23 protein-coding genes and 2 pseudogenes are annotated in these 22,615 nt (G+C 48.3%); 15 read left to right on the top strand and 10 right to left on the bottom strand.

Annotation, left to right across the window (positions count from 1 at the left end; translation table 11 throughout):
* Window positions 1–15 precede the first annotated feature (15 nt).
* Window positions 16–408, bottom strand: a complete 393-nt coding sequence (locus G5B47_RS02855; RefSeq protein WP_165094111.1) for a winged helix-turn-helix transcriptional regulator — start codon at window positions 406–408, stop codon at window positions 16–18.
* 115 nt (window positions 409–523) lie between these two features.
* On the opposite strand from G5B47_RS02855, the gene G5B47_RS02850 reads away from it, so the two are divergent.
* The 3 genes from G5B47_RS02850 to G5B47_RS02840 all read left to right on the top strand — a co-directional run bounded on the left by G5B47_RS02850 (window position 524) and on the right by G5B47_RS02840 (window position 3,413).
* Entirely contained in the window at window positions 524–1,537 is a 1,014-nt protein-coding gene (locus G5B47_RS02850; protein ID WP_165094108.1) for a zinc-dependent alcohol dehydrogenase family protein, read from the top strand.
* Window positions 1,538–1,818: 281 nt separating this feature from the next.
* Window positions 1,819–2,724 (top strand): nucleoside hydrolase, encoded by a 906-nt coding sequence (locus tag G5B47_RS02845; RefSeq protein WP_165094105.1) that lies wholly within the window; start codon window positions 1,819–1,821, stop codon window positions 2,722–2,724.
* Between the two features lie 113 nt (window positions 2,725–2,837).
* On the top strand, window positions 2,838–3,413 hold the full coding sequence (locus tag G5B47_RS02840) for a polymer-forming cytoskeletal protein (RefSeq protein WP_165094103.1): 576 nt from the start codon (window positions 2,838–2,840) through the stop codon (window positions 3,411–3,413).
* Window positions 3,414–3,513: 100 nt separating this feature from the next.
* Here G5B47_RS02840 and G5B47_RS02835 read toward each other — a convergent pair whose 3' ends face one another.
* Window positions 3,514–4,161 (bottom strand): HD domain-containing protein, encoded by a 648-nt coding sequence (locus G5B47_RS02835; protein ID WP_165094100.1) that lies wholly within the window; start codon window positions 4,159–4,161, stop codon window positions 3,514–3,516.
* Window positions 4,162–4,236: 75 nt separating this feature from the next.
* On the bottom strand, window positions 4,237–5,082 hold the full coding sequence (locus G5B47_RS02830; RefSeq protein WP_051529777.1) for a lipase family protein: 846 nt from the start codon (window positions 5,080–5,082) through the stop codon (window positions 4,237–4,239).
* 55 nt (window positions 5,083–5,137) lie between these two features.
* Here G5B47_RS02830 and G5B47_RS02825 point away from each other — a divergent pair, with 55 nt between their 5' ends.
* Entirely contained in the window at window positions 5,138–5,764 is a 627-nt protein-coding gene (locus tag G5B47_RS02825; protein ID WP_165094097.1) for a cupin domain-containing protein, read from the top strand.
* Window positions 5,671–6,362 (top strand): annotated as a pseudogene (locus tag G5B47_RS26135) (ISL3 family transposase); the annotation flags it as partial. The gene G5B47_RS02825 and the pseudogene G5B47_RS26135, both read left to right, overlap by 94 nt.
* A gap of 240 nt (window positions 6,363–6,602) precedes the next feature.
* On the opposite strand, the gene G5B47_RS02815 reads toward G5B47_RS26135, so the two are convergent.
* Entirely contained in the window at window positions 6,603–7,475 is an 873-nt protein-coding gene (locus G5B47_RS02815) for an AraC family transcriptional regulator (RefSeq protein WP_025335422.1), read from the bottom strand.
* A gap of 163 nt (window positions 7,476–7,638) precedes the next feature.
* On the opposite strand from G5B47_RS02815, the gene G5B47_RS02810 reads away from it, so the two are divergent.
* The 4 genes from G5B47_RS02810 to G5B47_RS02795 are packed head-to-tail and all read left to right on the top strand — an operon-like array spanning window position 7,639 to window position 13,028.
* Window positions 7,639–8,526, top strand: coding sequence for a carbohydrate ABC transporter permease (locus tag G5B47_RS02810; RefSeq protein WP_025335421.1), 888 nt, complete (start codon window positions 7,639–7,641; stop codon window positions 8,524–8,526).
* Window positions 8,523–9,350: a carbohydrate ABC transporter permease gene (locus tag G5B47_RS02805; protein WP_165094094.1), complete on the top strand. Its 828-nt coding sequence runs from the start codon at window positions 8,523–8,525 to the stop codon at window positions 9,348–9,350. Before G5B47_RS02810 ends, G5B47_RS02805 begins: the two co-directional genes overlap by 4 nt.
* Window positions 9,351–9,377: 27 nt before the next feature.
* Window positions 9,378–10,670, top strand: coding sequence for an ABC transporter substrate-binding protein (locus G5B47_RS02800; RefSeq protein ID WP_165094092.1), 1,293 nt, complete (start codon window positions 9,378–9,380; stop codon window positions 10,668–10,670).
* 30 nt (window positions 10,671–10,700) lie between these two features.
* A complete protein-coding gene (locus tag G5B47_RS02795; RefSeq protein ID WP_165094089.1) occupies window positions 10,701–13,028 on the top strand; it encodes a glycoside hydrolase family 3 C-terminal domain-containing protein in 2,328 nt (775 codons plus the stop codon).
* A gap of 445 nt (window positions 13,029–13,473) precedes the next feature.
* Here the strand turns inward: G5B47_RS02795 and G5B47_RS25485 are convergent, their stop codons facing one another.
* Together G5B47_RS25485 and G5B47_RS26130 are read right to left on the bottom strand one after the other, a co-directional pair.
* Entirely contained in the window at window positions 13,474–13,635 is a 162-nt protein-coding gene (locus tag G5B47_RS25485) for a hypothetical protein (RefSeq protein ID WP_193373899.1), read from the bottom strand.
* Between the two features lie 153 nt (window positions 13,636–13,788).
* Window positions 13,789–14,064, bottom strand: coding sequence for a TetR-like C-terminal domain-containing protein (locus G5B47_RS26130; RefSeq protein ID WP_407945202.1), 276 nt, complete (start codon window positions 14,062–14,064; stop codon window positions 13,789–13,791).
* 61 nt (window positions 14,065–14,125) lie between these two features.
* On the opposite strand from G5B47_RS26130, the pseudogene G5B47_RS02780 reads away from it, so the two are divergent.
* The 3 genes and pseudogenes from G5B47_RS02780 to G5B47_RS02770 all read left to right on the top strand — a co-directional run.
* Window positions 14,126–14,467: pseudogene (locus tag G5B47_RS02780) on the top strand (thiamine pyrophosphate-dependent enzyme); the annotation flags it as partial.
* A 139-nt stretch (window positions 14,468–14,606) separates the two neighbouring features.
* On the top strand, window positions 14,607–16,715 hold the full coding sequence (locus G5B47_RS02775; RefSeq protein ID WP_165094083.1) for a thioredoxin domain-containing protein: 2,109 nt from the start codon (window positions 14,607–14,609) through the stop codon (window positions 16,713–16,715).
* A gap of 228 nt (window positions 16,716–16,943) precedes the next feature.
* Window positions 16,944–17,225 carry an LSm family protein gene (locus tag G5B47_RS02770; RefSeq protein WP_235949644.1) on the top strand — a complete coding sequence of 94 codons (282 nt, stop codon included), beginning with the start codon at window positions 16,944–16,946 and terminating at the stop codon, window positions 17,223–17,225.
* Between the two features lie 167 nt (window positions 17,226–17,392).
* On the opposite strand, the gene G5B47_RS02765 is transcribed toward G5B47_RS02770, so the two are convergent.
* Window positions 17,393–17,680, bottom strand: coding sequence for a YxcD family protein (locus G5B47_RS02765; RefSeq protein ID WP_165094077.1), 288 nt, complete (start codon window positions 17,678–17,680; stop codon window positions 17,393–17,395).
* Window positions 17,680–18,117, bottom strand: coding sequence for a hypothetical protein (locus G5B47_RS02760; RefSeq protein ID WP_165094075.1), 438 nt, complete (start codon window positions 18,115–18,117; stop codon window positions 17,680–17,682). Before G5B47_RS02760 ends, G5B47_RS02765 begins: the two co-directional genes overlap by 1 nt.
* A 330-nt stretch (window positions 18,118–18,447) precedes the next feature.
* Between G5B47_RS02760 and G5B47_RS02755 the strand changes: the two genes are divergently transcribed.
* Entirely contained in the window at window positions 18,448–19,068 is a 621-nt protein-coding gene (locus tag G5B47_RS02755; RefSeq protein ID WP_165094072.1) for an NUDIX hydrolase, read from the top strand.
* A gap of 60 nt (window positions 19,069–19,128) precedes the next feature.
* Here G5B47_RS02755 and G5B47_RS02750 read toward each other — a convergent pair whose 3' ends face one another.
* Window positions 19,129–19,695, bottom strand: a complete 567-nt coding sequence (locus tag G5B47_RS02750; RefSeq protein WP_165094069.1) for a beta-class carbonic anhydrase — start codon at window positions 19,693–19,695, stop codon at window positions 19,129–19,131.
* Between the two features lie 23 nt (window positions 19,696–19,718).
* Entirely contained in the window at window positions 19,719–20,093 is a 375-nt protein-coding gene (locus G5B47_RS02745; protein ID WP_165094066.1) for an iron-sulfur cluster biosynthesis family protein, read from the bottom strand.
* A gap of 148 nt (window positions 20,094–20,241) precedes the next feature.
* Between G5B47_RS02745 and G5B47_RS02740 the strand changes: the two genes are divergently transcribed.
* Complete coding sequence (locus G5B47_RS02740) at window positions 20,242–21,771, top strand: carboxypeptidase M32 (protein WP_165094064.1); 1,530 nt, start codon at window positions 20,242–20,244, stop codon at window positions 21,769–21,771.
* Between the two features lie 73 nt (window positions 21,772–21,844).
* Window positions 21,845–22,492: a PAQR family membrane homeostasis protein TrhA gene (gene trhA / locus G5B47_RS02735; protein WP_165094061.1), complete on the top strand. Its 648-nt coding sequence runs from the start codon at window positions 21,845–21,847 to the stop codon at window positions 22,490–22,492.
* Window positions 22,493–22,615 lie beyond the last annotated feature (123 nt).

Below are 22,615 nucleotides of genomic sequence, written 5' to 3'. Positions count from 1 at the left end.
AAAGCGTCCCGAATTTTATTCCCCGCTGTTTATTTGATCGTAGTTCTCCCTGGCCAGCTCCACCTGCGAATAATTCTCCTTCGTCCATTGATTCAGCGCTTTCATAGGTTCAAGCAAAGATTCTCCCAGCCCGGAGAGTGAATACTCGACAATTGGGGGCACCGCCGGTGTTATTTTGCGATTGACCAGCCCGTCCCGTTCCAGTTGGCGGAGGGTCTGGGTCAGCATTTTTTTGGAGATGCCTTCGATTCGTCTTCTCATATCCCCGTAACGAATAATTCCGTCTTCCATGGCATAGATGACCAGCCCCGTCCATTTATTGGAGACGATTTCGAGCACCTTGCTGTATCCGCAAATAGTTAACGAAATGTCGGGCTGTACTATTTTTTGTGAATATGGAGAATTCATCTGACCTCCTCCTGTGCACCTTCAGGTTCCCTGGACACAATAAAGTGCCTCCTTACTAAAGTGTAGTACATGTATTAATGTGTGTCTATACCATTCGAAAAAGGAGAGAGTTCTCATGAAAGTATACGAAATTCAAGGCGCATTTGGAATAGATCAGTTGAAGGAAGCTGAACGTCCGATTCCGGTTCCGGGTCCTGGCGAAGTCAGTATCAAATTGCGGGCGGTTTCCCTTAACTCCAGAGAACTGGGTGTTATCGACGGATTCTATAATCCCGATTTGAAAGCCCCTTTAATTCCGGTATCTGACGGTGTGGGCGAAGTGGCGGCATTGGGCGAGGGAACAACTAGGTTTAAGATCGGCGACCGGGTGAGCGGTATTTTCACGCAGAGCTGGATCTCCGGAGAGGCTACCCGGGAAAATTGGGTGAGTACGCTAGGAAGTCCGCTTGATGGAATGCTTGCCGAGTATGCCGTGCTTCCGGAAAAAGGACTCGTTCGAGTCCCCGAACATTTGACGGATGAAGAGGCGGCGGCGCTTCCTTGCGCAGGAGTAACGGCATGGCATGCTGTCGTGGAAGAAGGCCGGGTCAAAGCTGGTGATACCGTTGTCGTGCAAGGCACAGGCGGCGTCTCTCTGTTCGCGCTTCAATTCGCCAAGCTACACGGCTCAGCGGTAATCATTACATCCAGCAGCGACGAGAAGCTTAAGCGTGCGAAGGAGCTCGGGGCGGATTTCGGGATCAATTACAAACAGACGCCCGATTGGGATCAGGTCGTTCTGGAATGGACGGGCGGACGCGGTGCGGATCATATCGTCGATCTCGGCGGATCGGCAACACTGAACAAGTCAATTGCGGCGCTCCGGGTGGGCGGTCAGATCAGCTTGGTAGGCGGTCTTTCGGGCTACCAGGTAGATGGTTTCGCCATAATCCCCGCCATTTTAAGAAGAGCGCGACTGCAGGCCATTAACGTCGGCAGCCGTGACATGTTTGAAGCGATGAACCAAGCGATCCGGCAAAACGGGCTTCGCCCGGTTGTGGACCGTGTATTCCCGTTTGATCGTACGATTGAAGCGCTGCATTATTTTGCCGAGGGTTCGTATTTTGGGAAGATCTGCATCACATTCTAACCGAAACCGATTTACGGCTGGACCGGATCGTATACACATAGTACGAAACAGCATGAAACAAACAGACACAACTCCGGTTTAGATGAAATGCACCCCTTGAACGTACGTTGGCTTAATCCCTCGGGTTAGCTGATGAACGTTCTAAAGGGTGCATTTTTCGTCGAAATAAATAATAATTTAAGCTAAAATTTGATAAAATCAGTACATGACTTCAGCTTTTGCAAAAAAAGCCGCTGGATCGGATCGATCACAACTGTGGCGTGACAAGAGAGGAACAGGATATGAACCGTTTAATTATCGACACGGATATCGGCAGCGATATCGATGACGCCATGGCGCTTGCGCTGGCGATGAAATCCCCGGAGCTTACGCTCGAAGGCGTTACAACGGTGTACGGCAATGCCGATTTGCGCGCCCGGATGGTAGCCAAAATGCTTAAGTTCGGGGGTCGGGAGGATGTGTGCGTGTACGCCGGTCTGGATCGGCCGCTTCTCGGTAACCGCGAAATCTGGATGGCCGGTCACGAAGGAAAAGGGCTGATTGAGGAAGGGGAAGCTCTACCTTACGAAGACCGGCACGCTGTTGATTTCATCATCGATACGATCATGGCGAATCCGGGAGAAATTACGCTGGTGCCGATCGGACCCTTGACGAATATCGCGGCATGCCTGATCCGTGAACCGAGAATCGCTCAACATGTCAAAGAAATTATCCTGATGGGCGGCGTTACCCGCCTCGGACGCAATGCGGCCGAACTGCCTGTGACCGAGCATAATATCGTCAGCGATCCGGAAGCAGCCTCGGTCGTATTTGGCAGCGGTGCGCCCATCGTAATGGTCGGACTCGACGTTACGCTTCAGGTTGTCATCACCGATGAACACCGGCAGCGGCTGCTGGCGGCGAATGATCCGCTGAATGCCGCGCTGGCCCGGCAGATGGAGTTCTGGTTCGATTTTATCAAGGAGAAGAAGACATTCATGCATGACCCGCTCACCGTTTCACTTCTCATCGACAGGTCGCTTGTTCGCACCGAGACAATGAAAGTGACGGTCGAATATGATCACCGGACAAAGACGGGGCAGACTGTCGCTGTCCGGGATGAAGATGGAAATGTGGAGGTATGCCTTGAAGTGGACAGTGAACGGTTTCTGGCAATGCTGATGGAACGTTTGACCGGACAAGCCTGATTCGATAATAAATCACGAAATAGAAAAATTCGACAAATTGTAACTTACATCACTTGTTATTCCCAGTGTTTAATATATAATTTTTTCATAAACACAATTAGGGGGAAATGGTTATGAAGCTAGTAAAAGGTTTGTTGGTAGCAGGAGTCGCGGCTGCAGTATTGTCCGGCTGCGGTGCGAATAATGATCAAGCGGCTAATTCCGCGGCAAGCCCGGCGGCAAGTGCAGCAGCAAGCCCTGCAGCGAGTGCACCGGCAGCGGATGCTACGACTACAGCGTCTATCGTAAACCAAGCGGATGCTTTTAAAACGGCAGTAAGCGAAAACGGAACATGGATCATTGCCATTCTGAATGACCTGACAGTCGATGGAGAAGTTGTAGTTGCCGGCGAATTCCATGACAAAGGCGACGCGGCTAAAGACGTTTACCGCAAAATTGCTCTCTACTCGCAAGATGCCGATCATAACATCACTGCATCTTACACGCTGACTGTTCCTAAACTCACGGTAAAAAGTGAAAACCTGAAAGTTCAGGGCGGAACGATCAAAGGCGACGTTTATGTACAAGCGGGCGGATTCACTTTGGATAAAACCGCAACCGTAGACGGCAACATCTACTATGCAAGCGCTGATTTCCAATCCTCCGCCAAAGTAGAAGGTACAGTTACCGGAGAAGCAAAGGTTCAATAATTGCAGCAGCAGAACCGTTAACGGAATCATATTGTTAACATTCAATTAGCCTGTAAACGGGGCCCGCTTGAGGCAGCCTCGTTTACAGGCTTTTCATTTTTCAATTTTCTCCGTTCCATTCCGCATAGAAATGATTTAGAAATTCAACCATGGTATCATGTCTTTTTTGCGCTTTTTGTGCCCCTATCTCCGTATTCATCAAATCTTTCAATAAAAGCAGTTTGTCATAGAAATGGCTGATTGTATCGCTTTCGCTGCCGCCAACTGCAGCTTTGCCAGCGTCCTTTTTCAATTCCGGATTATATATAGGTCTGTTAACATGCCCGCCGTAAGCAAACGTTCTCGCAATCCCCAGCGCACCGATGGCATCTAGCCGATCGGCGTCCTGAACGATTTTGGCTTCAATAGTAGACAGTGTATGCTTGTTCGTTCCTCCCTTATAAGAAATATGATTCGCTATGTAGATTACCTCTTCAATAACCTCATTGGAAACTTCCAAGTCGATCAACAGCTCCGAAATGATTCTTCTTCTGTCCTCGTCGGTATATCCGAACTTATGGTCGGCGATGTCATGCAGCAGAGCACCCAATTCAACGATAAAACAATCGGCTCCATCGGTCTGCCTGGCTATATCCAGCGCGTTATTACGGACTCTGACAATATGCCACCAGTCATGTCCGGACCCTTCACCCTCTAGCTTGTCTTTGACGAATTGATTTGTTTTTTCGAGAACCCGTTCCTTGTCCATCTTGTGATCTCCTTCGATTCGGTTGGCTTTTATGTGGAAAATATCTTTCTCTGTTTTATAACATTTTGCGAAGCTCTACAAGTTTCCGTCTTTTATCTCCTGCGGCTCTGGCAATTCCGTTGGGGACACTGCAGTGACCGGGCAAAAGCCAGGATTCGTTGCGCATAATGCTTCGGTGTATTTCGGGTGCAGGCGGGAGAGCGCAGCGAAATAGCTTCCGATTACGTGATTGGGGCCTATGCCTCCATTCTGGAAGGACAGCGATGAGAAGGTCTGGACATGACTGTAATAGTATTTTTTTTCCCGTTTGGGCAGCTTGTAAATGGTTGGCGGCGTATAGGTTACCAGATCATAGAGGTTGGCAATGCGGCAGCTGTTCCTGACATATTCGGTAAAAGCTTTGGAAAATGCCGGATCGCCTACACGGGGAGACCCATAGGTATACAGGTTAGGTGAACGATATGCAGTATTGACCGCAATATCCGTCGCACATAATGTCGCGAGCGCCGCGCCAAGACTGTGGCCTGTAATGTACAATGTCTTGTCTGTCGACAATCGGGTCAGTGCGGCAATGAGCTCATCACGCGCCGAGGAATAGATGTCAGTGAAGCCCCGATGGGTGAGACAGTCCTGCTTAATATATTTAAATCTCTTCTGCGAGGCGATGATGTCAGAGATCCAGTCGGATGTGGAACTGGTTCCCCGAAAGGCAATGATAATCTCTTGCGGAGATTCGATAATAAACCCGAAACGCTCCCATTCATTGTTAATGGATTTTGCCTGAATAATATGACTGACCGAGTAATTCAATGGAACAACGAACGAACCATCCGCATTTGAAAATTGGGTATAAGTCTGACCGCAGACTGCAGCCAGAAAGATGGCCCGCTGCTCATAACCGGTATTCTTATCCAACTGCATCCCGCCCTTCTTTTCTCCTTGTTTATGATGAGGACGGAAGGTTGGTGAATGAAAAATGGAGGAAATTTATTACTGCAACGGCAGGAAGCTCAAGGAACCCGGAGAGTATCCCCGTAAAATCACAAGAACCCTTCCCTATCATCAGCTCGCAATTCTTACCGGGGGAACGGGAAGGATGATCGTCGGGGGAAAAAGATTTCTAGGCAAAGAAGGGATGCTATTCTACATTCGGCCCGGCGTATCCCATTCTATAGAGCTGGATAAGGAGCGGTCTTGCAGCTTTCTATCTGTTCATTTTAGTTATGCGCGTGTCAGTTTGAATGATGGCAAATGGAACCTGTCTCCAGCCATTATTGATTGCCATTTACCACAATATCAAAAAGTAAAATCAGAATTACTCTATTTCTTTAAAGGCTCAAAACCGAAATTAGCGGTTGAAAATAAAACAAGGTTAAAAATGGAAAAACATCTGCAAATCCTGTATTGTTGTAAGTCCTACCCAACAACAAAGAAGGAAATGACAGATGCCACTCCAGTATATCAACGAAATTTCGGATTACCAGAGCTACAACTTCATAAAATTGTTTTCTTCGGGGCGAAACCATGCTGGATTTGCTGGCTGGACGCAAGCTGGAAGACCTGCGTACCTATGCTCGCCAGCACCCCGACTTTCTTACGTTGAAGCCTAAAGCTGTTGTCATGGATCTGGCCCAGGTATACCACACGTGGATCAGCGAATGCTTTCCCGGTGCCATCCGCATTGCAGATCGTTTCCACGTTCACGGCTATGTTATTGAAAGTGTCCAGGACGTCCGCAAGTCGGTACAGCAGACTCTTGCCCCAAGAGCCAAGGCGATCTTAAAAAGCCATCATCGACTACTGAATCCCCTTCGGACACCTTGCCGGAAAAGAGTAAAGCCCAGCTAATTAGGTTACTCGGCTTCTCGCCGCTGCTGCGCAGTGTCTGGGAATGGAAAGAAGCTTTTTCCCTTTGGTATAACTGTTCACCGGACGCCCGGATCGCTAGCCTTAGCTTTAACCGTTGGTGTCAGCAGGGCGAGAGCATTGATCATGATGCCGTTCGAAGCACCTTGAAGACGATGCGCAATTGGGAAACGGAGATTGTGAACTACCATCGCTGCCGCTGGACCAACGCAACCGTCGAAGGACGGCACAATCGCATCAAAGCGTATCAGCGCCGGCACTACTTCACACGCAATCGCGAACGTTACAAAGCTGGCATTTTAGTCGAATGCAATCGGCATCGTTCATCTGGCTGAAAATATCAAACACTAATTTTTTAGATTGAGCCTCTATAAAAGTAGAAAAAATCATTGAATACATACATCAAAAGTTAAGCGGCAAAGTAACTCTGGCCGAATTCGGACAAGTGAAGAGATGGTCCTGGCATTGAGATAAAAAATTGTCATGTGATTCAATAACTTGAAGCTCCTGCTTGTGGCGAGGGCTTCTATTTGTTTTTCAAAACGCGAGAGAACGAGTTTGCAGTCACGGATAACTTACGTCAAATCGTATTTTTTATGACGGATGATATGATGATTTGCCAGTGTTTTTCTGTATTTTTGCGGCGTGATCCCATATATTTCTTTGAAACTATTGATAAAGGAGCGGCTGTCGGTAAAACCTTCTTTCATGGCGATTTCCAGGAGGGAGTAATCGGTATAGATAAGTAACTGATAAGCATAAAACAGACGGATACGGGTGAGATGTTTTTTAAAAGTTGTTCCCATATATTCTTTAAATGTCCTTGCCAGATGCTCTTTGGATATCCCAAACTCCCTGGACAGTGAGGTTAAGGTAAGCTGCTCTTTATAATGTTCGTCTACATATTCGATAATCATTTGACATCTATTCCAGTACTTTTGGGATTTTACAGACAAGGACAGTTTTTTTTCAGTAATGAAGCTGGTCATGAGTAGATACAAAATATCATAAAACACACTATTTAATTTTAGTTGGTAATGCGGATTGGAGGCTCGTTTTTTGAAAAGGTGGTAGGTTTCTCTAAATATTGAGACCAATTGTGTATAGCTGGGCGAATCATTGTCCAAGGTGAAGAAAAATTTTTCAACGCTTGGATTGGATTGTTTCAGCAGATCAAAGGGAAAAATAATCGTCAAAGCCTCATAGGGTTTGGACCGATCAATTTGACAACTGTGAATTTCTCCGCTGTTGATCAAAACCAATTCATTCTCGCGAACAAGGATTTCATTTCCATTTATGTTATATAAGCTCTCACCTTCGAGCATCAAAGTTAACTCTAGGCTGCGATGCCAATGATCTTCCACCAAGGTGACTTGGTTTTCCGAATGCAAGTAGATCCATGCCAATAATCCTTCGGGAACCATAATACTTTCATGGCTATAATTCATAAATTGATCATCCCCCTGACACAATATCAATTTTTCGCTATAAATCAGCTAAAAAAAGCGAAGAAATTTGTTTTTAATTTTATATAATTTAAAGTAACAAGTAAAGAATGTGTTATAAATGCTGACATTATAAAAAGGAATTTGAAAAATGGGGGACAAGAGTTTGAAGAAAAAAAAGAAATATAACATGTTATGGGGTAATCTTCTGTTTCTGGGACCTTCCACGTTAGTTTTTCTTGCCGTCGTTGTTATTCCATTTGCTATAAGTATTATTTACTCGTTCTCCAATTGGAATGGAATTTCCAATGAAATTAAGTTTGTGGGACTCAACAATTTCAACAATATATTCTCGGGGAAAGCGAAGTTTTTGGATGCTTTCTGGTTCACTCTCCGTATTACTGCGGTCAGTGTACTGCTCATCAATTTGCTCGGCATACTTTTGGCTGTAGCATTGACAGCCAGGCTGCCTCTTCGGAACCCATTCCGGGCCGCCTTTTATTTGCCGCAAACGATGGGAGGATTAATCCTTGGTTTTATTTGGCAGTTTATTTTTATTGCCGGTTTTCCGGCGATCGGTGACAAGCTGAATTTGGGCTTCTTTACCCAGCAATGGCTTGGAACAGAGAAGACGGCATTCGCCGCGTTAGTCATCGTCAATGTTTGGCAAAATGCGGGTTATGTGATGGTCATCATGATCGCCGCTTTGAGCGGAATTTCTTCGGAGCTGATTGAATCCGCGAAGGTTGACGGTTCCAGACCCCTAAATACGTTTCTCCGGATCAAACTGCCCTTGTGTGTTCCGTACATTACAGTCTCCCTGTTCTGGACGATTTCAAGCGCGCTCAAGATGTTTGAGACTAATGTTTCTCTGACAAAAGGAGGGCCCTACGGCTCAACTACATCTATGGCCTTAAATATCTATAACGATGCCTTTGCCAACAATAAGTACGGATTAGCCACTGCGGAGGCGCTTGTGTTCTTTGTCATTATTTTAGCGATCACCTCGGTTCAATTGTACATGAGCAAAAGGAAGGAGAGTCAAATCTTATGAAAAAGAACCCAGTTTCCATGTTGATCACGTTTATGGTTGTGCTCGCGGGGGTGCTAATCTTTGTGGCCCCTTTATGGATCATGGTCATGAACTCCTTTAAGCCGCTTAACGAAATTATAGCCTTTCCGCTCCGGTTTCCAGACGAGTGGAGCTTCGATAATTATGTAAAGGCTTGGGAAGAAGTGAATATCCCTAACATTATGAAGAACACAGCCATAGTGTCCTTTTCCGCTGTATGTGGTGTCATTATTCTGGCAACGATGACGGCTTACTGGGCGGAGCGGCATCCGACGGTCTATTCCCGAATCTTTAGCAGTGCCATCCTGCTATCCATGTTGATTCCCTTCGCGACAATTATGATTCCTCTTGTCCAGGTCATGAAGTTCTTGCATTTAAACAATACAATTCCGGGAGCAGTGCTGGCCTATTGGGGGATTGGACTCCCTTTCGCTTTTTTTATGATCCGCAGTGGAGTCAAGACTCTTCCTTATGAATTGGAGGAGGCCGCCCGGATTGATGGTTGCGGTGTGATTCAGGTATTTGTAAGAATTGTGTTTCCTCTACTTTCACCGGTCGTATTCAGTGTATTTGTGATGGATATGTTCTGGGTTTGGAATGATTTTATGATTCCACTGGTTCTGCTGAACAATCAGAAACTCAGTACCGTTCAACTGGCGATTAACCGCTTGTTCGGCATGTATAACAGCCGTTGGGACATAGCTTTGCCTGCTCTAACCATGAGCATGCTTCCTATAATTGTTATCTTTATCCTTCTGCAAAAGAAAATTGTCGGAGGCGTAATGGCGGGCGCTGTAAAAGGTTGAGCTAATTAAATTTTAGGAGGAAAAAGAATGAAGAGAACAAAAGGGAGACTTACTATGCTGTGCGTGTCGTTGGCAGGGGTGCTGGCATTGACGGCATGCGGTGGACAAGCGAACGAAGGACAAAATTCGCAAACGGGTACTTCGGAAAGCGCTAAAACCAAGACAATATATATTTATCAGAACAAAATTGAGATTGACAAGGCATTGAAAAAGACAGCAGAAGCGTACACTGCCCTTCACCCGGACATTCAATTTTCGATTGAGTCTGTCAGCGACAATTTCAGCACGGGTCTCAAGACCAAGTTGGCTTCCGGAGAACTGCCCGATGTCTTTACAGTACTTGGGAATCAGGATTTGAAACTCTGGCAGTCTCAACTGGAGGACTTGACGGATCAGCCCTGGACTAAAGATATGATTCCCCTGGCGAAGGAAGGCATTACCGGAGATGATGGAAAAGTATACGGACTGCCGGTATCTGTGGAAGGATATGGATATGTCTATAACAAAAAGCTCTTTCAGCAAGCGGGGATATCCAAGGTTCCCGTAACATTAACCGAATTGAAACAGGATGTCGAATCGCTGAAATCAGCCGGAATACAACCCTTAGTAGGGGCATATATGGATTGGTATCAGGCTGGTAATTTCCTGGTTAATATGGGGATTGCCCGTCAGAAGGATCCGCTGGCTTTTATTAAAGGGTTATATGACGGAACCGCTACATTTGTTGGAAATGAAATTTTTAAGGAAGTGGCGGATTTTATTCAATATGATTTTGCCAACGGAAAGAACGGGCTGAGCACCAACTTTAATAATCAGACTACCCAATTGGTGAATGGCGAGATAGCTATGACGCTCGGAGGAAACTGGCTCCAGCCGACTATTGATAATGGAAATGCGAGCCTCGAAACAGGGTTAATGCCTCTCCCGGTGAACGACAATCCGGAAGAGAATGACAAACTGTATGCGGGCGTTAGTGGTTATTGGGCCATCAATAAGGATTCTAATGTAAAAAAAGAAGTAAAGGACTTCTTCAACTGGCTTGTCACTACGCCGGAAGGACAAACCCATATGACCAAGGACATGCAGCTTATACCGGGATTCTCTTCCTTTTCGGCAGATAATGAAACGATTGGTGATTTGGGAGCAGACCTTTCCCGCTACTTAAAGGAAGGAAAGGTATATGGATCGTACAATTCCTACTACCCGGATGGTGTTGCACAGGCTTTTGGGGAAGCTGTACAGAGATTTGTAGCCGGTCAAGTGGATAAGGACGGTTTCCTCCAAGAATTACAAAACGAATGGGATCGTCTGGCTGAATAAAGACCGAAAATACTGGAAATGGGGTTAACTATGCATAAAGATTTGGACAGGCTTATAAGTGATATGACCTTACATGAAAAAGTGGCGTTATGTACCGGTGAAAATTCATGGAAAACCAAAGCCTTTAAACACCTGGGCATTCCTTCTATTCTTATGAGTGACGGTTCAAGCGGCGTCCGATTTCAGAAGGATTCCGAAATCACCCGATCGCAATCCTTTTATGAGTCCATTAGCAGCCGATTTGACAGTGAAGAGGCGATCAGTAATACCCATAAGGCTACCTGCTTTCCCTCGGCATCAACGATTGCTTGCTCATGGAATAAAGAGCTGATCTATGAGATCGGCCAAGCGATTGCCAAGGAGTGCCGTCGCCTGGGAATCCATCTACTGTTGGGCCCCGGAATGAACATTCGCCGGCATCCTTTAACAGCACGCAACTTTGAATACTATTCGGAAGACCCCTATTTAACAGGGGACATGGCCGCAGCCATGGTTATGGGTGTGCAGAGTCAAGGGGTCGGCACTTCTCTCAAGCATTTTGCCTGCCATAATTCGGATACCAAACGAACACTGGTGGATGCCATTGTGGAGGAAAGAGCTCTGCGGGAGATCTATTTAGCAGCCTTTGAACGGGTCGTTAATCAGGCCAAGCCCACTACCGTCATGAGTGCGTACAACAAAATTAACGGGGTTCAAGCCAGCGAAGATCCCTTGCTGCTCAATCAGATTTTGCGTGAGGAATGGGGATTCGCCGGAGCGGTGATCAGTGACTGGGGGGCGGTCAAAAATGTGGTGGAAGCCACCTTGGCGGGGCTTGATTTGCAAATGCCGCTTTCTTTAAGCTCGTCAAGATTTTTGGAAGAGGCCGTTCAAAAAGGCGACATCGCCGAAGAGTGGCTTAACCGCCGGGTGAAGCATATTCTACAGCTTGTATTTAGTCTGACGGAAAAAGCGGAACCAAAGGCCGAGTTCGATTTTGTTCAGCATCACCGGATCGCACAGCGGGCCGCAGAGGAATCCATTGTTTTATTGAAAAACGGGCGGCAATTACTGCCACTATCCACTGAGAAAATCAAGAAAATTGCGGTTGTCGGCAAATTGGCGGTTGAACCGTTATATCAAGGAACAGGTTGCGCCGTCGTGAATGCGCAGCTGGTAGATATACCGCTGGATAGCATACGCAGCCTGTGCCAAGGTACTATCGAGGTTGCTTATGCTCCCGGATATAACAGCGACGGCTCTACAAATCAGGCTTTGTTGCAGGAGGCCGGGCTTCTGGCCCGCGATGCGGATGTTGTTTTGATTTTCGCCGGAGCCTTTATGCCCGAAGAAAGTGATGATTACAACCGGAGGGATATGAATATCGAATCGGGTCATGAACAACTGATTGAAACGGTCTGTGCCGTAAATCGAAACTCGATTCTGATACTGGCTAACGGAGAGTCGGTTTCGATGCCCTGGACCGATATGGCTAGCGTTGTGCTGGAGACCTGGTTTGGCGGGGAAGGCATGGGAGCGGCTCTTGCCAATATCCTCTTCGGCTTGGTGAATCCTTCCGGCAAACTGTCTGCCACCATTCCGGAGAAATTAAACAATACCCCTGCGTATCTTAGCTTCCCCGGCAATGAAAAGGATCTGTACTACAGTGAAGGAATCTATGTAGGTTACCGCTATTACGACAAAAAAGAAATCGCTCCGCGGTTTCCGTTTGGGCACGGCCTTTCATATACGCAATTCACGTATAGCAATCTTACCGTATCGTCATCATCGGTTAAGCTGCCCGAAACTTTAAAAGTAACTGTAGATATTACAAATACTGGTGATGTCTACGGGAAAGAAATTATACAATTGTATCTTTCACAGCCGAAATCAAAGCTCCCTCGTCCGGTTCAAGAGTTAAAGGGCTTCGCGAAAGTGGCGCTCCATTCCGGAGAAACGAAAACAGTTGAATTTGTGTTAGAAGAACGTGACTTCTCTTACTATAACCCGGAGTTCGGCAAATGGATTGCAGACACTGCGGAATTCATCGTCCGGATCGGCGCCTCAAGCCGAGACATCCGCCTTACGAAGGCGGTTCAGGTGGAAAATTCCCGGAAGTATGTCTCAAAGATCAGGACGGACAGCGGATTTACAGAACTGCTAGAGAATGCGACGGCCAAACCAATCTTTTATCAGTTTTTGATAGAAAACGGCTTGATTAATCAAGAGCAGGCAAATGAAAATCTGGATGAATTGCTAAAATGGTCGTTCTGGGGCATTCAGACTTTTATGGATATGAATTCGGGGGGAACGATTACTTATGAGAAAATGGAGGAAGTAGTTACCAGAATAAATGATGCGTTGGAGAAGGCACAGTAGCAATCCTAATTCGCTTGAAGCAATACCAGAAAGCAGGGCTCTTTCGTGAGTCCTGCTGTTCGCGTTGTCCGCAGCGGCGGAGAATCACAGTGAAATCTTTATTGTTCATTTGGTAGGACAAGGCAGCTTGCTTTCAAAACCTCTCAAAAAGATAGTTTCCTTGAAAGTCTTCGTTGGTTTTTGTGGTTTCACTTCCGCAACTGGACAGAACCCAGGGTTCGTTACACATAACAATTGGGTGAATTGCGGCTGAAGCCGGGAGAGCTCTGTGAAATAGCTACCGATGATGTGATTGAGGCCAACGCCTCCATTCCGGAAAGATAGCGGTGTATTTAAACCTCTTTTGAGAAGCGATGATGTCAGAGATCCAATCGGACGTTGAACTCGTTCCCCGAAAGGCAATAATAATCTCTTGCGGAGATTCGATAATAAATATGAAGCGTTCCTATACATTGCTTATAGATTTTGCTTGAATGGTATGACTGACCGAGTAATTCAATGGAACGACGAACGAACCGTCCGTATTTGTAAATTGCGCATAAGTCTGTCCGCAGACGGCTGCCAGAAAGATTGCCCGCTGTTCATAATCTTTGTTATCTAACTGCATCCCGCCCTTCTTTCCTCCCTTGTTAATGATGAGGACAGAAGGTTGGTGCTTGTCGATGAAATGTGAACTGTGCAAAGCTCGGGCCTATTGCTGTATGGCCTCAGCCCATCCTTGCGGCAATTCTTATTTCATCTCATCTGAATTTTCCTGAAATTACTTTTCTCGGAGACCGGAAGAAATAATGGGTCCATAATTGATGATTTGGGCCATAATCCTTCCCATTTGTTGAGGCGTTTGCTTCATGCCGGATTCCAGCCAATGCATGAGTATGCCGAAATTAGCCGAGGACATATAAGCAATCAGGTAATCTCGCGGAATGTGCATTTTCTCATCCTGTGGTTGTAAGTAACTGAATTTATCAATCATTTGTTCAGCGAGAAAGTTTTTGTACCGATTCGCGTAAGAGAGGTCTCCGTTTGTTCCGAACATGATTTTTAGAAACTCTGCATGTCGGCTGAATTCCTCGAAAATTCGTACAGATAAAGGATAAGAACTGACTATTTGCGCTATTAATAATATACCTGTCAAAATTGTTGTGATTAACAATCAATTATTGGGGATGATCAAACAATGGCAGGAAATCATTTACGATAATCGTTACAGCCACATCGATCTTGGGGGGAGTCCCGACTTCGTAAAATTGGCTGAAGCATACGGTATCAAGGGATTGAGAGCAAGCAATAAAGAAGAGGCTTTCCGTATTTGGCAAGAAGCTCTGGAAACGCCTGGACCTGTACTTGTGGAGTTTGTTGTACCGAAGGAAGAGAATGTATTTCCTATGGTTCTCAGTGGAACGACATTGGATCAGATGATTATGGGAGATTTCAAATGATTTACAAAAAAAGAAAATCTAATAGTGTTAGACTTATTTTAATGAAGTATTGAGCGGAAATGTCCACATTTTTTTAGGTGCGGCTGCCAAAGGGTATATTATAATTATCGAAAAATATGAAAAAAAAGGGGCTGTTCCCATGAACGAAAAAACCGTTCCACCGAAACACACCAACCGGTTAATCAACGAGAAGAGTCCTTATTTGCTCCAGCACGCACACAATCCGGTGGATTGGCTCCCTTGGGGAGAGGAAGCGTTCGAAAAGGCGAAAGCGGAGAACAAGCCTGTATTTGTATCAATCGGCTATTCAAGCTGTCACTGGTGTCATGTAATGGAAGAGGAGTCCTTCGCGGATGAAGAGGTCGCCGAGCTGCTAAATGGCCATTTTGTATCGATCAAGGTAGACCGCGAGGAGAGGCCGGATATTGACGCTCTGTATATGTCGGTCTGTCAGGCGATGACGGGGGCGGGCGGCTGGCCTTTGAACGTTGTGCTGACGCCAGAGAAGAAGCCATTCTATGCAGGGACGTATTTTCCGAAGCGGCGGATGATGGGACAGGTCGGTTTGATGGAAGTGCTTGAACAGATCCGGTTAAAATGGGAGACGGACAGCGATAAGCTAACTCGGCTTGGCGACGAGCTGCTCTCCGAAATTCAGGCTGCGGCGCTCAAGAACAACGAGGGTGAAGAGGTCGCTTTAACGGATGAATTGCTGCATCATGCGTTCCGCTTATACACTACGTTGTTCGATGAGACGTATGGCGGTTTCGGGCAGGCTCCGAAGTTTCCGACCCCGCATAATCTGTCTTTTCTGCTCGCATACAGTCAGGCGTTCGACAAGCCGGAGGCGCTGCGAATGGTGGAGAAGACGCTGGAATCCATGTACCGGGGCGGAATCTACGACCATATCGGATTCGGCTTTGCCCGTTATTCCACCGACGATCAGTGGCTCGTGCCCCATTTTGAAAAAATGCTCTTCGACAACGCGCTCCTTGCCTCTGCTTATGTGGAAGCCTATCAAATTACCGGGAAGCCGCTGTATTCGGAGATTGCGGAGAGCGTGTTCACTTATGTATTGCGCGGGATGACTTCACCCGAAGGGGCGTTCTATTCGGCGGAGGATGCCGATTCGGACGGCGAGGAAGGCGCATTTTATATTTTCAGCAGGGAAGAGATTGAAGAAGCGCTGGGCGCCCAGGATATGCATTCGTACTGTCATGTGTACGGGATCACGGAGGAGGGCATTTCGCGTGGATACAGCATCCCGAATCTGCTTGAAGGCCTGCCGGAAGAGCTTGCGGACAAGCTGGACATGAACCCGTTGGCCCTGCGGTCCCGGATCGAGGAGTGGCGGGAGAAGCTGTTCGCGTACAGAGAGAAGCGGGTGCATCCGTCCAAGGATGACAAAGTGCTGACCTCGTGGAACGGTCTGATGATCGCGGCGCTGGCCAAAGGAGCCAAAGCGTTCCAAAAACCGGAATACGCCAAGGCCGCCGGTGCTGCGGCGGATTTCATTTGGGAGCGGCTGCGGCGCGAGGATGGCCGGCTGCTGGCGAGATACCGGGACGGCGAGGCCGCTTATCCGGGATATGTCGACGATTATGCTTTTATGATCTGGGGGCTGACCGAGCTGTACGAAGCCACAGGAGACGCCGTGTATCTGGAGCGTGCACTGGTGCTTACAGATGGGCTGCTAGAGCTGTTCACGGACGAGGAGGAGGGCGGATTTTTCTTCACAGGCAAGGATGCGGAGAAGCTTCCCATCCGCTCGAAGGAGCTGTATGACGGTGCGATGCCGTCCGGCAACTCCGTGGCCGTGAAGACGCTGTATAAGCTGGCGGCCATTACCCAGGATGTCAAGCTGAAAGGCGTGGCCGAGCGGACGGCCGCTGTGCTGGCCAAAGCCGCGATGAAATATCCCGCAAGCTACGGGATGTTCCTGCAAGCCCTGCTGGCTTTGACGAGCGGCGGCAAGGAATGGGTGCTCTCCGGCAAGAAAGACGACCCGTCGCTGCACAGCATGATCTCACTGGTCCAGAAGGCTTATCTGCCTGAGGCTTCGCTGATCATCCATTGGGAAGATTCGGCGAATGAGCTTACAGCTCTGCTTCCTCATCTGAAGGACAAATCGGCCATCGGCGGAGCGGCTACCGCGTATGTCTGTCAGGACTTTGCCTGCCGCGAGCCGATTACAAGCCTTGAGGCTGTTCGCGAGCTTTTGGCGAAAAAAGAGCAGGAGACGAAATAACGGGCATGATCGCCCTTTAAGAACATGACGGAATCTTGATTGAATGCTGAATGGAGGGAGCTGCGGCTCCCTTTTTTATTTCACCACCGTCTGGGCGAATGCATACCTTATTGTATAAAATCCATCGACGAAAGGTATGAGCTTATGTCCACATATTCCGGCCCGCAGACCCTAATTTATCAAGCCGACCCCGCCTCGCTCCATCATGTAAAAAAAGTGCGCGAATCAATGCACGGTGCGCTGATGCCCTACATTAACCAGAAAGTCAAGGTAACGACTATCGACGGTGTTACCCACGAAGGCTGCATCTCGGGTTTTGATGAAGGCCATCTTTATTTGACGGTATCGGTGACAACAACGTCTACACAATACCAATCTATGCGCGGCTACTATAATCCTTATCAGCCTTACTATCCTTACCAGCCGTATTACCCGCCCTATCCGTACTATCCGGGCAATGTTGTCTTGCCGCTGGTGCTGTATAATTTGCTGGCACTTTCGCTTATATAAGAAGCGGGGGAACAGCGATCTCCTCGCAGCAGACAGATCCAATGTGGGTCAAATGCGGGAAAAAGATACTTAAAAAAAGCGTTCATCCACCGCACGGGCAGATGAACGCTTTTTGCGTGTAGCATATTTTACCTGAGCTGATGCCAAAGGATACTCCAGCTGAAATATCAGCCATGGACGACCGCTGTGATCTCCTCGTCCAGCTCCAGTCTGACATCCTCGCGGTATGCACGGATGTTGTATTCGGTATGAAGATAGCGCAGGATCGCCTCGATGATGTTGCTCTCGACGATATACTGGCTTCGGCCCTGCGTCCACACCTCGGCGGTGTAGCCGGTATCTTCTTCCCAACTGAGCTCCACCTGGACATCGGTTGCCTGAATTCCCTTGCGCTCAGCCATATGAAGGCAAATGGCGTTGATAATCTCGTCCATGCTTAGCACGGTTACGGACATTAGTAACGGCCATCCCGTTCTTTATAGTTGTGACGGCGTCTGCGGCGGAAGAGGGAAAGGACAAGCATTACTACCAGATAGATGGCCAGCAGATTGACGGCGAAGCCGAGCAGGTTACCGAAGAAGCCCATGTTGCCGAACAGACCGCCGAAGAGCAGACCGGCCAGACCGCCGATCATCATGCCTTTCATAAAGCTGCCGCCGCTGAAGAATCCGCGGTTCGTTGTTCCTGCCGTGGTGCCTGCTGTCGTTCCTTTGGTGCCGTCGCTTTTGCTCACATTGCTCTGCGGTGCTTTATTCGGCGTTGTCGTGTAGCCCTGCCTTCCCGATTTGAAGCCGCCCCCGCCGCGCCGCGCATCGGCGTAATCCGGTGCCGCCGCCACAAAGAAGAGGGTAAATGCCATTACGATCATCATTGCGCTCTTTAAGAATTTCATTGAGTAACTTGACCTCCTAAAAGTTTTGATAGCATACGCTTCCTGGCAGAACTACGCAAAACTCGCTTCGAAAGCATTGGCTTAGTTTTGTAAGCATACGCTTCCAGAACAGCTTCGCAAAACTCGCTTCGAAAGCTTATGCTTTAGTTCTGCAGTTATCCGGTAATACGCGGACCTGTCCAAATGGTTTCATTTTTAAATATCTGATTTTTAATGCTGCGCGGCAAGCATCTGCGGCCAAACTGTAGACAACCGATAGCCTGTACTGCGATACTTAAAAATATTCAACGAAGCAGAGATTGCGAACTTTGTTCTAGGGAGGGAAAGGAAATGCCGCTGCCGGAAATGTTCGACATTTTCGATGAACAAATGGTCCGGATCGGGACCGACAGCCGGAACAATGCGCACGTCAAAGGCTTGTGGCACCAAACGTTCCACTGCTGGGTCGTTAACCCTTCGGTTGGCACGGGCGGGAGCCTGCTGTTTCAATTGCGCCATATGAGCAAGGATACTTTCCCGGGACGGCTCGACACCTCCTGTGCGGGACATCTTCAGGCCGGGGAAACGGTAGAGGATGGCGTTCGGGAGCTTCAGGAGGAGCTTGGGCTTGCCGTTCCGTTTGAAGACCTGATCTACTGCGGGATGGCCGCGGAGGAGAGCAGACCTGCGCCCGGTCTAATCGACAGGGAATTCAGCCATGTGTTTCTGTATACGTGTGATCAGGAATTAGAGAAGTACCGGTTTCAGCGGGAAGAGATTTCGGGTTTGTTTTTTGTGAACATCCCTGAGTTCCGGCAGCTTGTGAGCGGGGAGACGGATGCTCTTACAATTGAAGGAATCGTCGCCGATGAAGAATCGCAGCATGTGAGCCGGGAGCAGAGGCTGGTGCGGCTGGAGGATTTTACGCCGAACTCCGAGGAATATTACCGTCTGCTGTTCAAGCATTTATAGCCGAAAGCACAAAAAAAGGCGCGGGTACAGTACCCGCGCAAACAGCAGTTTAGAGAGATGTCAATTACTGGTGTACCCTTCCGAGACAAGCTCCAGTGCACCGGTGGTCGGATCCATAATCATGCCATGAACAGGAACACCAGGGGGAAGTAATGGATGGCGCTTAATAAGCTCCACAGTTTGAATTACCCCTTCCTGAATGCTGTCAAACCCTCGCAGCCATTTGGTCAGCTTGATTCCCGAATTTTCCAGCGTGGAGAGAACTTCTTCCGAAATGCCGCGTTCTTTGATCGAGTTGATCATGTGGTCGGCGTTCAGCGCCGCCATGCCGCAGCCGTGATGGCCGACGACGATAACCTCTTCCGCGTTCAGCTCGTACAGGGCAACCATTACGCTTCGCATAACACTGCCAAAGGGCTGGGAAATGACGGCGCCGGCATTTTTAATGACCTTGACGTCACCGTTCTTGAAATTCATCGCCTTCGGCAGCAGTTCCACGAGACGGGTGTCCATACAGGTGATAATAATCATTTTTTTATCCGGAAAACGGCTGGTCAAATAGGCTTCGTACTCTTTGTTTTCCACAAACTTTTGGTTGAAATCCAGAATCTCCGAAATATGGCTCATGACGTCAGAACCTCCTCTGTAATTTAAGAACGGGTCCGAACTTCGCAGGCCGAAGCCGGCGCGGATTCGAATTCTTGCAACCCCCGCGTATCGCGTACTAAAATATTTTGTCCATACAGCTGTGAATCACTGCTTAATTTAAAAGAAGAAGTATTTGAATCGGCGTCCAGCTTCAATTGCTCCTCATAAAAAATCTCGTGCTGGTTCCCGACAACTACAGGCAGATCGCCGGCTTCGACATGCAGGTCTCCGGTATCCGGCTTGTCCAGAATCAGCAGCACATTGATGCCGTCGCAACCGCAGTCAACCGTATCGTAAAAGAGCTTGAATGTCCCTGGCCGGCTGCCCAGCCGTTCCTTCAGTCTTTTTTCCGCGAGCGGTGTCACCTGAATTTTCATTGCTATTCACGCTCCTTTTTCCTGTGTCTGAACTTAGGGTTGAAGCCAAATTCTTAAAATCTAAGAAATCTGCTCCGAAGTTGATTATACGCACTTAAAAAAGTATCATCAAGAGTAGCATGCAAATTGCAGAAAGCGGGTGTGTAGGATGGAACAACCAATACTGGACCAATGGACCGCCTTCAGTGTCTTGTTGGCCAAAATCAGCGGATATCGCGAGGCGATCGGCCTGCTGCATTGGGATCTGCGGACAGGAGCGCCGCGCAAGGGAACGGAAATCCGCTCGAAGACGATCGGAATGCTGAGCGGTGAACTGTTCAAGCTGGAAACATCGCCCGAGATGGGGCGGTTCACAGAGCTGTTCAGCCAGCCGGAGATCAACAGCCAACTGACTGACGTGCAGCGTAAAATTGTCAAGGACTGCCGGAAGGAGTACGAGCGCAGTAAGAGCATTCCTCCGGAAAAATATGAAGAATACGCCATTTTGGCCGCTCAAACGGAAACGATGTGGGAAACGGCCAAGGAAAATAATGATTTTGCTTCCTTTGAGCCTTGGCTCAGCCGGATTGTCGCTTTCAAGCAGGAGTTCATCGATTATTGGGGCGTGAAAGGCACACGTTACGACACGCTGCTGGACATGTACGAGCCCGACCTGACGGTCGAGAAGCTCGATGATATTTTTAGCCGTCTGCGCAGCCGTCTGGTGCCGCTAGCCGAGCAAATTGCCGCTTCGCCTAACAAACCGAATGGGGATATTTTGAACGGAACCTTTGACAAGGAGGCGCAGGAGAAATTCGGGCTATTTATTCTGAAGCAAATGGGCTATGATTTCGACGCCGGCCGGCTGGACGAGAGCGTCCATCCTTTTGCCACGGGGCTGAATCCGGGGGATGTCCGCATTACGACGAATTACCTGCCGGATAACGTGACCAGCTCCATTTTTAGCTCTCTGCACGAAGGAGGACACGCGCTGTATGAGCAGAACATCGACAAGAACCTTGTCGGCACGCCGCTTGCGCAGGGCGCTTCAATGGGTATTCACGAATCCCAATCCAGACTATGGGAAAATATGATCGGCCGCAGTCGGGAGTTCTGGCATCGGTATTACGGTGATCTGAAGCAGAATTTTCCGGAGACGTTCAAGGATGTGGAGGCAGAGGATTTCTACCGGTCGATCAACCGGGTGGAGAATTCGCTGATCCGAATTGAGGCTGATGAACTGACCTATAATCTCCATATCATTATCCGGTATGAGATCGAGAAGCTTATTTTTAATGAAGGTCTTACCGTCAAGGAGCTGCCGGAGGTGTGGAACTCGAAGTACAAGGAGTATCTTGGCATTACACCGCCGAGCGACAGTTTGGGTGTGCTTCAGGACGTGCACTGGTCGGGTGGGGATTTCGGCTATTTCGCCTCATACTCGCTGGGCAACATGTACGCGGCGCAAATTCTACATACCCTGCGTAAAGAGCTGCCGGAATTCGACTCTCAGGTGTCTTCAGGTAATCTGCTGCCGATCAAGGAATGGCTCACGGACAAAATATACCGCTACGGCATGAGCGAGACACCGTCGCAAATTATTGAACGGGTAACCGGCGAGCCGCTGAATCCCGATTATCTGGCTGACTATCTGGAAGCGAAGTACCGCGATATCTATCACCTGGAGCAGGCGGAATAGTCTGGGCGACATTGGAATGTCTTACACTGAACGGATATAATAGAAGAAAAATGTGAATGGAAGGAGACGGGATATGGCGAATACGTACACTTACAGCCGGAGGGAAGAGATTGCGAACGCTATAACGCACGGCATCGGAGCTATTCTTAGTGTGGCCGCGCTTGTCCTGCTCATTGTTTTTTCCAGCTTGAGGGGCACAGCCTGGCATGTTGTCAGCTTCTCCATCTACGGAACGACAATGCTGCTGCTTTATCTGAATTCGACTATGGTACACAGCCTTAAAGAAGGCAAATTGAAGGATCTGTTCGAGTTCTTCGACCATTCTTCGATTTATTTGTTCATCGCCGGCACCTACACGCCATTTCTGCTGGTCGCTCTTCGCGGTACGCTCGGCTGGAGCTTGTTCGGCGTCATTTGGGGCATCGCCTTCTTCGGGGTTCTGTTCAAAGCCTTCTTCACGAAAAAGTTTTTGTTCATGTCGACGATTTTTTATATCGCCATGGGCTGGCTGATCGTGATCGCCTGGGCGCCGCTCACGGCGGCCGTGGCAGACGGCGGAATGGCGCTGCTGATGGCGGGCGGCATTTTGTACACGCTGGGAACCATTTTTTATGTCTGGCGCGGCTTCCCTTTCCACCATGCCGTCTGGCATGTGTTCGTGCTGCTGGGCAGTGTGACGCACTTTTTCGCGGTGCTGCTGTACCTGCTGCCCATTCGCTGAGCGCCCGGTACAACGGTGAATTATAAGGCTCAGAACAGAGAAAAAGATGACAAGCAAAAATGCTTGACATCTTTCTTTGTTTTAGGTATTATAGGGAGCGTTGAAATGGTGTAAAGTGTTTTT

Source organism: Paenibacillus apii, assembly GCF_011043685.1.
GTDB classification, from domain to species: domain Bacteria; phylum Bacillota; class Bacilli; order Paenibacillales; family Paenibacillaceae; genus Paenibacillus_AQ; species Paenibacillus_AQ sabinae.
The sequence above is the reverse complement of the archived record's forward strand: the minus strand, read 5'-3'. Positions and strand labels throughout refer to the sequence as shown.

Bases quoted from the DNA above. Each gene is read 5' to 3' on its own strand.
- G5B47_RS02745 (WP_165094066.1), bottom strand. From the start codon at position 20,093: ATGAAAATTCAGGTGACACCGCTCGCGGAAAAAAGACTGAAGGAACGG.
- G5B47_RS02775 (WP_165094083.1), top strand. From the start codon at position 14,607: ATGAACGAAAAAACCGTTCCACCGAAACACACCAACCGGTTAATCAAC.
- G5B47_RS02795 (WP_165094089.1), top strand. From the start codon at position 10,701: ATGCATAAAGATTTGGACAGGCTTATAAGTGATATGACCTTACATGAA.
- G5B47_RS02800 (WP_165094092.1), top strand. From the start codon at position 9,378: ATGAAGAGAACAAAAGGGAGACTTACTATGCTGTGCGTGTCGTTGGCA.
- G5B47_RS02740 (WP_165094064.1), top strand. From the start codon at position 20,242: ATGGAACAACCAATACTGGACCAATGGACCGCCTTCAGTGTCTTGTTG.
- G5B47_RS02765 (WP_165094077.1), bottom strand. From the start codon at position 17,680: ATGTCCGTAACCGTGCTAAGCATGGACGAGATTATCAACGCCATTTGC.
- G5B47_RS02755 (WP_165094072.1), top strand. From the start codon at position 18,448: ATGCCGCTGCCGGAAATGTTCGACATTTTCGATGAACAAATGGTCCGG.
- G5B47_RS02845 (WP_165094105.1), top strand. From the start codon at position 1,819: ATGAACCGTTTAATTATCGACACGGATATCGGCAGCGATATCGATGAC.
- G5B47_RS02850 (WP_165094108.1), top strand. From the start codon at position 524: ATGAAAGTATACGAAATTCAAGGCGCATTTGGAATAGATCAGTTGAAG.
- G5B47_RS02815 (WP_025335422.1), bottom strand. From the start codon at position 7,475: ATGAATTATAGCCATGAAAGTATTATGGTTCCCGAAGGATTATTGGCA.
- G5B47_RS02750 (WP_165094069.1), bottom strand. From the start codon at position 19,695: ATGAGCCATATTTCGGAGATTCTGGATTTCAACCAAAAGTTTGTGGAA.
- G5B47_RS02855 (WP_165094111.1), bottom strand. From the start codon at position 408: ATGAATTCTCCATATTCACAAAAAATAGTACAGCCCGACATTTCGTTA.
- G5B47_RS26130 (WP_407945202.1), bottom strand. From the start codon at position 14,064: ATGTTCGGAACAAACGGAGACCTCTCTTACGCGAATCGGTACAAAAAC.
- G5B47_RS02840 (WP_165094103.1), top strand. From the start codon at position 2,838: ATGAAGCTAGTAAAAGGTTTGTTGGTAGCAGGAGTCGCGGCTGCAGTA.
- G5B47_RS25485 (WP_193373899.1), bottom strand. From the start codon at position 13,635: ATGCAGTTAGATAACAAAGATTATGAACAGCGGGCAATCTTTCTGGCA.
- G5B47_RS02835 (WP_165094100.1), bottom strand. From the start codon at position 4,161: ATGGACAAGGAACGGGTTCTCGAAAAAACAAATCAATTCGTCAAAGAC.
- G5B47_RS02760 (WP_165094075.1), bottom strand. From the start codon at position 18,117: ATGAAATTCTTAAAGAGCGCAATGATGATCGTAATGGCATTTACCCTC.
- G5B47_RS02770 (WP_235949644.1), top strand. From the start codon at position 16,944: ATGCACGGTGCGCTGATGCCCTACATTAACCAGAAAGTCAAGGTAACG.
- G5B47_RS02805 (WP_165094094.1), top strand. From the start codon at position 8,523: ATGAAAAAGAACCCAGTTTCCATGTTGATCACGTTTATGGTTGTGCTC.
- G5B47_RS02825 (WP_165094097.1), top strand. From the start codon at position 5,138: ATGGAGGAAATTTATTACTGCAACGGCAGGAAGCTCAAGGAACCCGGA.
- trhA (WP_165094061.1), top strand. From the start codon at position 21,845: ATGGCGAATACGTACACTTACAGCCGGAGGGAAGAGATTGCGAACGCT.
- G5B47_RS02830 (WP_051529777.1), bottom strand. From the start codon at position 5,082: ATGCAGTTGGATAAGAATACCGGTTATGAGCAGCGGGCCATCTTTCTG.